The 13,269-nt window shown below is 67.0% G+C and carries 11 protein-coding genes; 2 read left to right on the forward strand and 9 right to left on the reverse strand.

The features are described from left to right. Window positions 1–7: 7 nt before the first annotated feature. From EO170_RS13775 to EO170_RS13805, 6 genes are all read right to left on the reverse strand, one after another. The gene (locus EO170_RS13775; protein WP_164741045.1) at window positions 8–2,806 is read right to left on the reverse strand and encodes a nitrate reductase; all 2,799 of its coding nucleotides are present in this window, start codon (window positions 2,804–2,806) and stop codon (window positions 8–10) included. Continuing rightward, window positions 2,803–3,168, reverse strand: a complete 366-nt coding sequence (nirD, locus tag EO170_RS13780; protein ID WP_164741046.1) for a nitrite reductase small subunit NirD — start codon at window positions 3,166–3,168, stop codon at window positions 2,803–2,805. Before nirD ends, EO170_RS13775 begins: the two co-directional genes overlap by 4 nt. Further along, the gene (nirB, locus tag EO170_RS13785; protein ID WP_241239446.1) at window positions 3,165–5,582 is read right to left on the reverse strand and encodes a nitrite reductase large subunit NirB; all 2,418 of its coding nucleotides are present in this window, start codon (window positions 5,580–5,582) and stop codon (window positions 3,165–3,167) included. The genes nirD and nirB overlap by 4 nt, the downstream gene beginning before the upstream one ends. A gap of 58 nt (window positions 5,583–5,640) precedes the next feature. Then, entirely contained in the window at window positions 5,641–6,810 is a 1,170-nt protein-coding gene (locus EO170_RS13790; protein WP_206514019.1) for a nitrate/nitrite transporter, read from the reverse strand. Window positions 6,811–7,782: 972 nt separating this feature from the next. After that, window positions 7,783–8,859: a CmpA/NrtA family ABC transporter substrate-binding protein gene (locus EO170_RS13800; protein ID WP_126945726.1), complete on the reverse strand. Its 1,077-nt coding sequence runs from the start codon at window positions 8,857–8,859 to the stop codon at window positions 7,783–7,785. A gap of 4 nt (window positions 8,860–8,863) precedes the next feature. Further along, window positions 8,864–9,436, reverse strand: a complete 573-nt coding sequence (locus EO170_RS13805) for an ANTAR domain-containing protein (RefSeq protein WP_024940396.1) — start codon at window positions 9,434–9,436, stop codon at window positions 8,864–8,866. Between the two features lie 82 nt (window positions 9,437–9,518). Here EO170_RS13805 and EO170_RS13810 point away from each other — a divergent pair, with 82 nt between their 5' ends. After that, window positions 9,519–10,517: an NAD(P)-dependent oxidoreductase gene (locus tag EO170_RS13810; protein ID WP_126945729.1), complete on the forward strand. Its 999-nt coding sequence runs from the start codon at window positions 9,519–9,521 to the stop codon at window positions 10,515–10,517. A 28-nt stretch (window positions 10,518–10,545) separates the two neighbouring features. Here the strand turns inward: EO170_RS13810 and EO170_RS13815 are convergent, their stop codons facing one another. The 3 genes from EO170_RS13815 to EO170_RS13825 are packed head-to-tail and all read right to left on the reverse strand — an operon-like array spanning window position 10,546 to window position 12,761. Beyond that, window positions 10,546–10,908 carry a hypothetical protein gene (locus EO170_RS13815; RefSeq protein ID WP_126945732.1) on the reverse strand — a complete coding sequence of 121 codons (363 nt, stop codon included), beginning with the start codon at window positions 10,906–10,908 and terminating at the stop codon, window positions 10,546–10,548. Further along, on the reverse strand, window positions 10,892–11,461 hold the full coding sequence (locus EO170_RS13820; protein WP_126945735.1) for a molybdenum cofactor guanylyltransferase: 570 nt from the start codon (window positions 11,459–11,461) through the stop codon (window positions 10,892–10,894). Before EO170_RS13820 ends, EO170_RS13815 begins: the two co-directional genes overlap by 17 nt. A gap of 46 nt (window positions 11,462–11,507) precedes the next feature. After that, window positions 11,508–12,761: a molybdopterin molybdotransferase MoeA gene (locus EO170_RS13825; RefSeq protein WP_126945738.1), complete on the reverse strand. Its 1,254-nt coding sequence runs from the start codon at window positions 12,759–12,761 to the stop codon at window positions 11,508–11,510. Window positions 12,762–12,972: 211 nt separating this feature from the next. On the opposite strand from EO170_RS13825, the gene EO170_RS13830 reads away from it, so the two are divergent. Beyond that, on the forward strand, window positions 12,973–13,263 hold the full coding sequence (locus EO170_RS13830; protein ID WP_104582646.1) for a hypothetical protein: 291 nt from the start codon (window positions 12,973–12,975) through the stop codon (window positions 13,261–13,263). The last annotated feature ends 6 nt before the right edge of the window (window positions 13,264–13,269 follow it).

Consider the following 13,269-nt stretch of genomic DNA (forward strand, 5'->3'; position numbering starts at 1 on the left):
AGGCCGCTCAGGCGTGCCGTGGTTGCCGGCACAGCCGGGTGAGTTGCGGGACACAGGAGCCGCAGACCGTGCCGCAGCCAAGGCGTTGCTTGAGCTGGGGCAGATCGGCACCGTCGTCGATGGCGGCATGGATCGCAGCAGTCGAGACCTGCATGCAGCTGCAGACGATCGGGTCGCTGGGCGCGCCCTGCGTCTGCGCAAACACCGCCAGCCGCGGACCACGCCACGGCAAGCCTGCCAATGCGGTGCGCAGTAATGCCTGGTTGGCCTCGCTGGGCTGCGCTGCGGTGAGCAGCAGGCCGTCGATATGGCTGTGGCCATCCTGCATGCGCCAGCCCACACGACGCATCAGCCCGCGGCGCAGGTCGCGGTACTCCAGCACGTCGGCGCCGGCCGGCAGCTGCAGTGCCGCAATCAGACGGTCGAGCCAGCCGGCATCCGGGGCGCGCTCGCAGGCCGCATGCAAAACCGCCCAGTGCCCGCCGGCCCCGGCCAGCGGCTCGGCATGCAGCCGCAGCGATGCATAGCCGCAATCGCGCAACAGCGGCTGCAGCGCCCGTTGCAGGGCCAGCGCATCGCCGCGCCGCGCCGCCAGCAGATGCCAGCCGAACACCGCCTTCTCCACCCGCACCGCCGCATGCTTGAGCTCGGGCTGCTGCGAGCGCGCGTCCACCGCCGGGCTGCTGACTTCGTTGATGCCGCCGCTGGACAGGTGCTGCCCGCTCCAATGCATCGCAGCGAACACGGTGCCCGAGCGCAGCTCGTCGGAGAGTTCCAGCGGCAGCACCAGCGCACCGCGCTTGCTGGCGATCTGCACCAGCTCGCCAGCGACCAGGCCGCGTCGCGTCGCATCGTCCGGATGCATGCGCAAGGCCGGTTCGGGGCTATGCGCAAACGCTGCCGGCACGCGTCCGCTGCGCGACATGCCATGCCATTGGTCGCGCAGCCGCCCGGTCAGCAGCCGCATCGGGAAACGTGCCGAGGTCGGCTCGGCCACCTTGCGATACGGCGTGGCGTGGAAGCGCGCGCGCCCGTTGCCGGTGGCGAACACGCCGTCGGTATAGCGACGCGCCTGCCCGTGTGCAGTGCCGGCAGGGAATGGCCACTGCTGCGGCCCGCCGTCCAGCATCGGGTAGTCCAGCCCGCCGATATCCAGGTCACGGCCCACCGTCAACGCGCGATGCTCGTCGAAGATCTGCGCGGCGCTGTCGAACCCGAACAGGCCTGTGCCGCTCGCTGGTGCAAGACGCGCCTCGAGCCGGCGCGCCACTTCACTGGCGATCCACCAATCCGCGCGCGCCTGGCCCGGCGCGTCCACCGCCTTGCGCACGCGGGTGATGCGACGCTCGGAGTTGGTCACGCTGCCGTCCTTCTCGCCCCAGCTGGTGGCCGGCAACAGCACGTCGGCATACGGCACGGTGTCGGTGCCGGAGAACGCGTCCTGCACGATCACCAGCTCGGCCTGTTCCAGTGCGGCGCGAATGCCATCCACCTCCGGCATCGAGTGCACGGGGTTGGTACACACGATCCACACCGCCCTCAGGCTGCCGGCACGCAGGCGCTCGAACAACTGCACGGCCGGTGTGCCGGCCGTGGCACTCAGCCGGCCGGCCGGCAGATGCCACAGGCGTTCCAGTTCCGCACGGTCCTCGGCATTGCCGATCTCGCGATGCGCCGCCAGCATCGTCGCCATGCCGCCGACCTCGCGCCCACCCATCGCATTGGGCTGGCCGGTCAGCGAAAACGGGCCTGCACCCGGCTTGCCGATCTGCCCGGTCGCCAGATGCAGGTTGATCAGGGCCAGGTTCTTGTCGGTGCCCTGCGCGGACTGATTCAGGCCCATGCAGTACAGCGACAAGGCCGCCGGGCTGCGCCCGAACCACTCGGCCGCCTGCACCAGGTCCTCATGCGAGATACCGCAGATCTCGGCGCTCATGCGCGGGGTGTATTCGCGCAGCAGGTGCTTGAGTGCGTCGAAGTCCTCGGTATGGGCCGCAACGAAACGCGCATCCACCAGACCCTCCCAGATCAGGTGATGCAGCATGCCGTTGAACAGCGCAACGTCGGTTCCGGGCTCGATCGCCAGGTGCAGGTCGGCCATGGCCGCGGTGTCGGTGCGACGCGGGTCGATCACGATCCAGCGAATCCCGGGATTGCGCGCGCGTGCATCTTCCAGGCGGCGAAACAGCACCGGATGCGCATACGCCATGTTGCTGCCGGCAAACAGCACGGTCTGCGCCAGCTCCAGATCCTCGTAGCAGGTCGGCGGGCCGTCGGCGCCCAGCGCGAGCTTGTAGGCGGTGACCGCGCTGGACATGCACAGCCGCGAATTGGTGTCGATGTTGTTGGTGCCGAGCAGGCCCTTGGCGAGCTTGTTGAAGACGTAATAGTCCTCGGTCAACAACTGGCCCGAGAGATAGAACGCCACCGCATCCGGGCCATGCTGCTCGATGATCGCCGCCAGCTTGCCGGTGACGTGGTCGAGCGCCTGATCCCAGCTCACTACCGCCCGCGGCGCCTGCCGATGACGACGCAGTTCGGGCGCGAGTACGCGCCCCTGGGTGCTGGCGACGGTCTGCGGCAAGGCCAGGCCCTTGCTGCACAAGCGGCCATGATTGGCCGGATGCAGCGGGTCGCCTTCGATCCCGACGATGCGTTCGCCAGTGGCATCGTGCTCGCTGTGGATCAGCACCCCGCAGCCCACGCCGCAGTAGCAGCAGGTCGAACGCGTGATGCGGTGCATCGGCGCGGGCGTCTGCGGCGGCACCGCCTCACCGGTCAAGGGTCGCTGCTGGCCGTCGCTCATGCGGCCGGCTCGGCGACGGCATCCGGCAGCGATACCGGCTGCAACACGATCCACACCGCCTCGGCCTCCACCTTGACCGGGTAACGCGGCGCGCAGCCCACATCCGGCGCGCAGGCCTGGCCGCTCTGCAAGGCGATCGCCCAGCCGTGCAACGGGCAGGTCACCGTTTCGCCGGCCACGATGCCCTGCGACAACGGCCCGCCCTTGTGCGGGCAGCGGTCGCGCAACGCAAACACCTGGTCGCTGGCGGTGCGGAACAGGGCGATCGGCGCAAGGCCGTCGACTTCGAGCACGCGCGCGCCCAATGCAGGCAGGTCCTGCAGCGCGCACACGCGGATCCAGGCGGTCTGCTGCATGTTCATTCCTCCACCGTCGCGGCCGGCGCGGCGATGCGCAGCGGTTGGTACTCCTGCCGACGTTCGCCGGCGACACGCGCCTTCCACGGGTCGACCAGACCCTCGAGCGAATACAGCAGGCGCTCGTACAAGGCACGCCGGTTGGCCGCGTCATCCACCACTTGTGCGCGGATGTAATCCAGCCCCACCCGTGCGATGTAGTGCACGGTGCGATCCAGGTAATACGCCTGCTCGCGATACAGCTGCAGGAACGCGCCGGTGTATTCGCGCACGTCCTCTGCGGTGCTCACCTTGACCAGGAAGCGCGCCACTTCGGTCTTGATGCCGCCGTTGCCGCCGACATGCAGCTCCCACCCCGAGTCCACCGCGATGATGCCGACATCCTTGATACCGGATTCGGCGCAGTTGCGCGGGCAACCGGACACCGCCAGCTTCACCTTGTGCGGGCTCCACATATTGGCCAGCATGGTTTCCAGGTCGATGCCCATCTGCGTGCTGTTCTGGGTACCGAAACGGCAGAACTCGCTGCCCACGCAGGTCTTCACCGTGCGGATCGACTTGCCGTAGGCGTGGCCGGAAGGCATGCCCAGATCGCGCCACACATCCACCAGGTCTTCCTTCCGGACCCCAAGCAGATCGATGCGCTGGCCACCGGTCACCTTGACCATCGGCACGGCGTACTTGTCGGCGACATCGGCAATGCGGCGCAGCTCGCCGGCATTGGTCACCCCGCCCTTCATCTGCGGAATCACCGAGAAGGTGCCGTCCTTCTGGATGTTGGCGTGCGCACGCTCGTTGATGAAGCGCGACTGCGGATCGTCGATGGCCTCGTGCGGCCAGCTCGACAACATGTAGTAGTTGATTGCCGGCCGGCAGGTCGCGCAACCATTGGGCGTGCGCCATTCCATGAAGGCGTAGGCCTGCGCATGGGTCAGCAACCGGTGCTCGCGAATGGCGCGACGCACCTCGCCATGGCTCAGATCGGTGCAGGCGCAGACGGCCTTGGTTTTCGGCGTTTCCTGGAAGTTGGAGCCCAGGCAGTTCATCAGGATCTGCTCGACCAGCCCCGTGCACGAGCCGCAGGAACTGGCCGCCTTGGTGTGCTTCTTCACCTCATCGACGGTGAACAGCCCCTGCTCGCTGATGGCTTTGACAATCGTGCCCTTGCACACCCCGTTGCAGCCGCAGACCTCGTCGCTGTCGGCCATCGCACTGGCGCGGTCCTGCCCGCCGGTACCGGCATCGCCGAGTGTGCTCTCGCCGAAGATCAGCTGGTCGCGCTGCGCCTGGATCGGCGTGCCGTCCTTGAGCAGCTTGAAGTACCAGCCGCCATCGCTGGTGTCGCCGTACAGGCAGGCGCCGACCAGCACATCGTCGCGGATCACCAGCTTCTTGTAGACCCCGCCGGCCGGATCGGACAGCACGATCTCCTCGCAGCCATCGCCGCCCATGAAATCGCCGGCCGAAAACAGGTCGATCCCGGTGACCTTGAGCTTGGTCGAGGCCACCGAACCGCGGTAGATGCCGATGCCGAACTGCGCCAGGTGATTCGCGCACACCTTGGCCTGCTCGAACAACGGTGCCACCAGGCCATACGCAATGCCACGGTGGTTTGCGCACTCGCCCACTGCGTACACGCGCGGATCGAAGCTCTGCAGACTGTCATTGACCACGATGCCGCGCGCGCAATGGATGCCGGCGTCTTCGGCCAGCCGGGTATTCGGGCGGATGCCCGCTGCCATCACCACCAGATCGGCCGGGATCTCGCTGCCATCGGCGAACTTCACGCCAATCACCTCGCCCTGCGCATTGCCCAGCAATGCACTGGTCGCGGTACTCAGCTTGAACTCCAGCCCGCGCGCGCGCAGTGCCTGCTGCAGCAGATTGCCGGCCACCGGGTCGAGCTGGCGCTCCAGCAACCACCCGGCCAGATGCACCACGGTCACGTCCATCCCGCGCAGCTTCAAGCCATTGGCCGCTTCCAGGCCGAGCAGGCCGCCACCGATCACCACCGCGTGCCGCTTGCTGCGCGCGGTCTCGATCATCGTGCGCGTGTCCTGGATATCGCGGTAGCCGATCACACCGTTCAAATCGTTGCCGGGGATCGGCAACACGAACGGCACCGAACCGGTGGCGATCAACAAGCGATCGTACTCGGCCTCGGTGCCATCGGCGGCGATCACGCGGCGACGCACCCGATCGATGCGCGTGACTTCCTTGTTCAAATGCAGGTGGATGCCGTTGTCCCGATACCACTGCAACGGATTGAGCACGATATCGTCGAACTCCTGCTCGCCGGCCAACACCGGCGACAGCAGGATGCGGTTGTAGTTGGGATGCGGCTCGGCCCCGAACACGGTGATCTGGTACATGCCCGGCATCAGCTTGAGCAGTTCCTCCACGGTGCGGATGCCGGCCATGCCATTGCCGATGACGACGAGTCTGGGTTGCTTCATTGCCTGGATTCCTGTCGACATGTCAGACCCGCGCCGCGCCGGCGCTGGACCATTCGCTACGCCACTGCGTCTTGACACCGGCCAGCAACGCCCAACCACCGAGTGCGAACGCAGCGAACACCCACATGCCGATCGCGTAGCTGCCGGTGTGCTGCTTGAGCACGCCCAGGCCCGCAGCCAGCGCAAACCCGCCGATGCCGCCGGCCATGCCGATCAAGCCGGTCATCACGCCGATGTCCTGCGCAAACCGCTGCGGTACCAGCTGGAACACCGCGCCATTGCCGGCGCCCAGGCACAACAAGGTCAGCACGAACAAGGCCAGCGTCACCATCGCACCGCCCGCACCGACACCTGCGATGCCCACCAGCGCAGCCACCAGGAGATAGACGGTGAGCAAGGCACGCGTGCCGCCAACGCGGTCCGCAATCACGCCGCCCAACGGGCGCATCACCGACCCCGCCAGCACGCAGGCAGCGGTCGCCCAGCCCGCAGTGCGCGCATCGAAGCCGAACTGGTCGTGGAAGTAGCCCGGCAACGCGCTGGCAAACCCGGAGAAACCGCCAAAGGTCACCGAATAGAAAAACATGAAGCGCCAGGCATCGCGGTTGCCCACCAGCACGCGGCCGTAGTCAGACCAGCGCTTGCGTGCGACCGGTGCCGGCGCCTCCTTCGCAATCAAGACAAACACGATCAGCGTCAGCAGCAACGGGATGCATGCCAGTCCGAATACATTCTGGCAACCGAACGCCAACGCCAGCATCGGTGCGAACAACGCCGCCAGCACCGTGCCGGAATTGCCCGCACCGGCAATGCCCATCGCCGTGCCCTGATGCTCGGGCGGATACCAGCGCGAGGCCAGCGGCAGCGCAACCGCGAACGAGGCACCGGCAATGCCGAGCAACACGCCCAGCAGCAACACCTGCCCCATGCTGTGCACGCCGAACTGCCAGGCACCAAACAACGACGCGATCACCGCAAGCTGTGCGGCAACGCCGGCACGCTTGGCACCGATACGATCGGCCAGCATGCCCAGCGCCAGCCGCAGCACGGCGCCGCACAGGATCGGCACCGCCACCATCAGGGCGCGCTGCTGCGTATCCAGTCCCAGCGATTGCGCAATCGGCACCTGCAGCGGACCGAGCAGATACCACACCATGAAGCTCAGGTCGAAATACAGGAAGGATGCGAACAAGGTGGGCGTGTGCCCGGATCGCCAGAACGAGCGCTGCATAGAGACCTCTTCGAATGCGATGGCCAAAAAAAAAACGGCGCCCCTCCGGTAAAACCGGAAGGACGCCGTTGTCCTTAATGCGTGCGGATCGCCGTTGATCCGCTGCATCGTGTGTGTGTTGTTGCAGGTACGCCGTTGCACCTGCACGTGAGTGCCAAGCAATCAACGTGCCAACTTGCGCACCCGGGGCATCATGCCGCTGCAAGTCACTGGAAAATGGTGGCTTTCTTGCAATGCCTGAAGTTCGCCAACGATCTGTCGAGGAACGGATGCAGCGTGCCGTTCCCGGCTTTCGTGCGCCGATGCACCAATAGCGTGCGTCGGTTGGTGCGCGCCCTGCCCCCATCGCATGGCTAAGAGCGCCGAATACATCTGGTGCACTACAAGGGCGCGGTGTCCTTATTAGATGCAGTCAAATGTTTAGGTCAAAGCTTGGCTAGTCGAGGGCGCGATGCCCTCACCGCTTGCGGGACATGCCGTGAATCCATCCGTGGACGCTCGGTGGCGGCCTCCATGCCGCAACACGGTCCCGCAACCGGCGAGGACACCGCGCCAGACAGTTGGTCGGCGCTTAGTTGAAAAGCTGTCTTTATTGTGGCGTGCATCAGACATGGAGCCGATGCTTCATGATCGAACGAGGCGCATCCAGCACTGCTCTTGCCATGCACACCGACCATCTCGACTGGCCCTTGCCCGCTCACCGTCGCGGGACCCTGAGCGGCATGGATGCCGCGCCGGAGCCTACAAGGACGTACTTGCGGCGTGTCCTGCGATGGTGGGCGGGCAAGGGCCCTGCAACCAAGCGGCAGACCACATGCCTCGCGCCGTTGCCGTTGCCGTTGTAATTTTTGCCGCTGCTTCCGCTTCCACTCGATCCAGTGCATCCAGCCAACCGCAGCCTGGCTGGCCGCACGACCCTCTTGTCAGCCACGCTCAGCGCGAATCGAACAACCGATTGCTGCGGTGATCGCCCTCCGGCACGGCCACGCCGATGCGTGCGGCCGCGCGCCGATAATTGTCCAGTCGATGGATGTCGCGCAGCCGCGCGATGTCGTCTTCCTGGATGTCATGCCAGCCCCAGCGTTGAAACTGGGTCAGGAACCACTCGCCGTCCGATAGCCAAGGCATGTTGACCGCGCCATCGCGGTGAAAGGCCAGCGCCGTCCCATCGTTCGCAGATGCCTTCGCATCGGCATCGGCATCGGCGTCGAGGCAGGCCGCCAGATGCGCCGCCGACACACCGATATGCTGCGGCTCGGCCAGCCACTGCGCACATTGCGCGCGATTGGCCGGGTCAGCATCCAGCCAGCGGCAGGCCTCCAGCACGCAGGCGGTCAGGCGTTCGGTCAACTCGGGTTGCAGCGCGGCGAATTCGCGTCGGCAGGCCAGCACTTTTTCCGGATGGCCGGCCCACAGCTCGCCACTGCGGATCACCCGTCGACCGCTGCCCTGCGCCTGCGCAACCGCCGCCCATGGCTCACCGGAGCAATAGCCATCGACCAGGCCACTGGCCAAGGCGTCCGGCATCTGCGGCGGCGGGATGCTGAGTACCTCCACTTCGCGCATCGGGTCCACGCCGCGTGCGGCCAGCCAGTAGTACAGCCACAACGCATGCGTGCCGGTGGGGAAGGTCTGCGCGAACACGGCGCGGCGACCCAGGCTGGCCAGCGCCTGTGGCAAGGTCTGCCCATCGGCCAAGGCCTGCGCGAGCGCAGGTGCCAGCGTGATCGCCTGGCCGTTGTGGTTGAGCGTCAGCAACAGCGCCATCGGGCACTGCGGCCCGGCAATGCCCAGGTCGATCGCATAGACCAGGCTGGCCAGGGTGTGCGCTGCATCGACCTCGCCCGCCAGCAGACGGTCGCGTACGCCGGCCCAGGACGCCTGCCGTTGCAAGTGCAACTGCAGCCCATGCACGTGATCCAGGCCCAGTCGTTGCGCCGCGACCAGGGGCGCGCAATCGATCAGCGGCATGTAGGCCACGCGCAGTACGGGGAGGTCGGCTTGGCTCATGTGGTCATCCCAGCAACTCGGCCATGGCCACGATGCGTCGCGCCACTTCGGCCAGTTTGACGCCCTGCTTCATCGCCTGCTGGCGCAGCGCCGCGTAGGCGTCGGCCTCGCTCAGGCCGCGTTTTTCCATCAACAGGCCCTTGGCGCGATCGATCAGCTTGCGGTCCTGCAGCGCCTGCTGCACATCGTCCAGGCGCTTGCGCATGCTGCTTTCCTGCGCAAACCGCGCAAGCGCCACCTGCACGATCGGCGCCAACCGCGCCGGCGCCAGGCCATCGACCACATAGGCAGTGACGCCGGCGCCGACGGCCGCATGGATCAAGGCATCGTCGCCATCTCCGGAAAACATCACCACCGGGCGCGGCGCGTGGGCATGCAGCATCGACAGTTGCTCCAGGGTGTCGCGCGAGGGCGAGTCGACATCGATCACCACCACGTCCGGCTGCTGACTCTGTACCGCATGCAGCAAGGCACCGACCGATGCCACATCGTCGAGCACCGTGTAGCCGGCGCGCGTCAATGCCTGACGCAGTTCGCCGATCGGCTTTTCGGTATCGTTGACCAGCAGGACACGCATTGGTGGCAGCGAGGCGTGGACGTGGCCTGATGGTGCCATGCAACATGCCGTCGATGCGAGCCATCCTTTCGGAGTACGTCTGATGCCGTTGTTCCCGTTGTTCGCAAACCTGCAGGCGCGCGCCGTGCTGGTCATCGGCGGTGGCGAAGTCGCCACGCGCAAGGTGCTGGCGCTGCTCAAGGCCGGTGCGCACATCCGCCTGTACGCGCATGCGCTCTCGCCCGAACTGGCAGAGCTGATGCAGGCCGGCCGTTTCGAACAATTGGGCGGCCAGTTCGATCCCGCCTGGATCGATGACGTGTGGCTGGTGGTCGCCGCCACCGACGACGGCGCGTTGAATCAACATGTCGCCACTGCCGCCGGCGCGCGTCAGCGCCTGGTCAACGTGGTGGACGATGCGGAGCTGTCGACCTATCAGGTGCCGGCCATCGTGGACCGCGATCCGCTGGTCATCGCCATTTCCTCCGCCGGTGCCGCACCGATGCTGGCACGCCGCCTGCGCGAACGGCTCGAGCGCGAACTGGATGTCTCGGTCGGTCGCTTCGCCGGCCTGTTTGCGCGTCACCGCGAGCGCATCCGCAGCCAGTTCCCCGACATGAACCGGCGCCGGCGCTGGTTCGACCGCGTCATCGACGGCAACGTGCCGCTGCTGCTGCAGGCCGGCAACGACGACGCGGCCGAAAGCGCCTTCATCGCCGCACTGGACGACGCCGGCGCGGTGCCGGCACGTGGCAGCGTGCAACTGGTCGGCACCGGACCGGGCGATCCCGGCCTGCTCACCCTCAAGGCGCTGCGCGCGATGAATCTGGCCGACGTCCTGCTGATCGGCGACGACATCCCCGAGGCAGTGCTGGAACTGGCAAGGCGCGATGCCTCACGCCGCGGCTTGCCGCACGATGCCGCTACACAACACGATCTATTGCTGGAACTGGCCACCGAAGGCCTGCACGTGGTCGCGTTGCGCAGCGGCGCCGGCTACAGCGATACCGATGCTGCCGCAATCCAGGCCGCGCTGCAGGCGCGTGGCCTGGCGTGCGAGCGTGTACCCGGCATTGCTGCGCGGCTTGAAGCCGGCGCATAAGCGGTGCGCGCGCGCGGCCACCGCCACCTCAGGTTTTCGGAAAGCGCTTGCGCGCACTGTCGCGCACATCGATATCGAAGGTCACCTGTAACGTCGTCTGTTCGGCATGGCCAGCACCGGCGTCGAAGCTGAAGCGCAGCCCCTCGCGGCTGGGCAATTGCCTTGCATGGTCCTCCAATGCATCGCGCGGCACCGACAACTGCCAATGGTCGGTGGCGCAGTTGCAGGCTGCGTGACCGCCGGTCAGGCTCACGCTGTGGCGCACCAGGCGCGCGCCCTGCCCGCTCGGCAAGCGGCTCAGGTTCTCGACCGTGCGCCCGGCAAGCAACTCGGCCAGTTCGGCTTCGTCGATGCGAAAGCGCAGCTGCTGACCTTCAATCTGGATTTTCATGCGTGAGCTGACTCCACTGCTCGGGCGTATTGCAATTGACGAACGCGGCGCGTTGGCTGGCGGTGACAGCCACGCGATGGCAGTGCAATGCGGCCTGCAGGGCGCGCAGCGAGCGCGACGGCCCGGCGCCGGCCATCAGCGCAGCGAGTGCCTCACGCACAGCGGCATCCAGGTACAGCCGCATTGGCAACATCTGGTCTTCGAAGGCAACGCAGCGCCGATGTGGCGGGGCCAGCAGCCGCTCTAGCAATGCCCTGGACAGCAGTGGCATGTCGACCGGGACTACCACCAGCGTCACTGCATCGGCCAGTCGACTGATGACGCTGGCCAGGCCGCCAAGCGGCCCCAGGTCCGGCTGCACGTCGGCAATCCCGGCATAGCCCGGGCGATTGCCGCTGATCACCACATCGCGCGCGCCGGCATCACGCAGCAAGGCCTGCATGTGCTCCAGCAATGGACGGCCGTGCCACTGCAGCAGCGCCTTGTCCTGCCCCATCCGAGAGGACCGGCCACCGGCCAGCACCACACCCGTCCAGGCAGACGTGGCACTCATGCCGCCCGCCCGCCGGCACCACATCGCGCCACGTGCCGGCGCACGCTCATGGCACAAGCGCCGGTGCGGCCGGCTGCAGATGGCCCAGCCCGAACACCTGCGCCGTCGTCGCGGGCGCGGCGCCTGCGTCCTGCGGTTCCAGCACTGCCCACACATTGGCCTGCAGCAACGGCGCCACGCGGAACGACTCCTGCTGCGGCAGGATCTGCACGCAGAGCACGCCGGCAGCGCTGCAGCTCAAGCGTGCGCGCAGGTGCTGCCGCCAGAGTGGCCGTGCCTGCATCGGCGTCTCCAGCGCAACCTGCAAGCCGCGCTCGGCCGGCATGCCAAGCAAGCCGCGCAACGCCGGCTCGACGAAAAAACGCAGCCCGGCGGCGCTGGCCATTGGATTGCCCGGCAGGCCGACATACAGCACGCCGTCCTCGAAGCGCGCCAGCAACACCGGCTTGCCCGGCCGCACTGCAACCTTGTGGAACAGCACCGCCGCGCCATGCCGTGCCAAGGCATCCGGCACGAAATCGTAGCGACCGCGCGACACCGCGCCCGTGCTCAGAATCACATCTGCGCCCGCATTGCGCGCCTGCGCAAGCGCCGGATCGAAGCCGGCAGCGTCATCGCCCACCTGTCCATGCCACACGACTTCGGCACCGGCTGCACGCAGCTGGCTGAGCAGATAGCTGCTGGTGCCATCGCGGATCTGACCAGGCTGCAGCAGCTGCGCCGGATCGCCGACCAGCTCGCGGCCGGTCGCAATCAGGGCCACACGCGGACGCCGCACCACCTGCACACGCGCACACCCCAGCGCGGCCAACAGCATCAGGTGGGCGGCGCGCAGCACGGTGCCGGCTGCGATCACGCGATCGTGCAAGGCCACATCTTCCCCGCGTCGCCGAATGTGCTGGCCGGCGCGAAGATCGGTGCGCAGACGGATGCGGCTGGGCCGTGGGCCATCATGCGCCAGCACGTCCACCTGCTCGATCGGCACCACTGCATCGGCACCCGCAGGCAAGCCGGCACCGGTCATGATTTCCCAAGCGTGGCCAACCGCGATGCCACCGGCATCTTCACCTGCGGCAACGCTGCCGCCGATGACGTGTTCGCTGCCGGCGGTTGCACCGCGGCCGGCAGTGAGCAACGCAAATCCGTCCATCGCACTGTTGTCGAACACCGGCAGCTCGGCCGGACTCGACAAGGCCTGCGCAAGCACCCGTCCCTCGGCATCGGCACTGTCCACCCACTCGCCGGCAAGCACGGCGATCTGCTGGTGGACAATCGCAAGTGCGTCGGCGTAGCTGATCATGAGCAAGGCACGGTCGAGCGATGGATGACCTGGCTAGGATACCGGCCCCCGGGCGCGGCCGGTACAGGCATGGCGGTTGCGGCATCGCTGCGTCCTGCTGCACGCACAAGCCTGTCTGGCCGATGGCGCGCGTCGCTTGAAGCCGCTAGAACGCCACGCCCACATGGCACCTCGCACTATTGCACGCCGTTCCCCACGGTAGCCGTTCCGCATGCAACCCGTCGACCTTGTGGGCTGGCTTGCCAGTACCATCCTGATTGCCACCTTGATCCGCCAGATCTACAAGCAATGGCGCTCGGACGCAGCGCACGGCGTGTCGCGCTGGCTGTTCATCGGCCAGATCAGCGCCTCGGTGCTGTTCATCCTCTACAGCTACCTGGTCGGCAATGCAGTGTTTATCGTCAGCAACGTACTGATCCTGCTGACCGCCCTCACCGGCCATGTGCTGCACCGGATCAAGCAGCGTCGGACGGAGCGCCGCCATGCAAGCGGAACCGGCTAAGCCTGC

The organism is Xanthomonas sp. BRIP62409, assembly GCF_003992965.1.
Lineage (GTDB): Bacteria > Pseudomonadota > Gammaproteobacteria > Xanthomonadales > Xanthomonadaceae > Xanthomonas > Xanthomonas euroxanthea.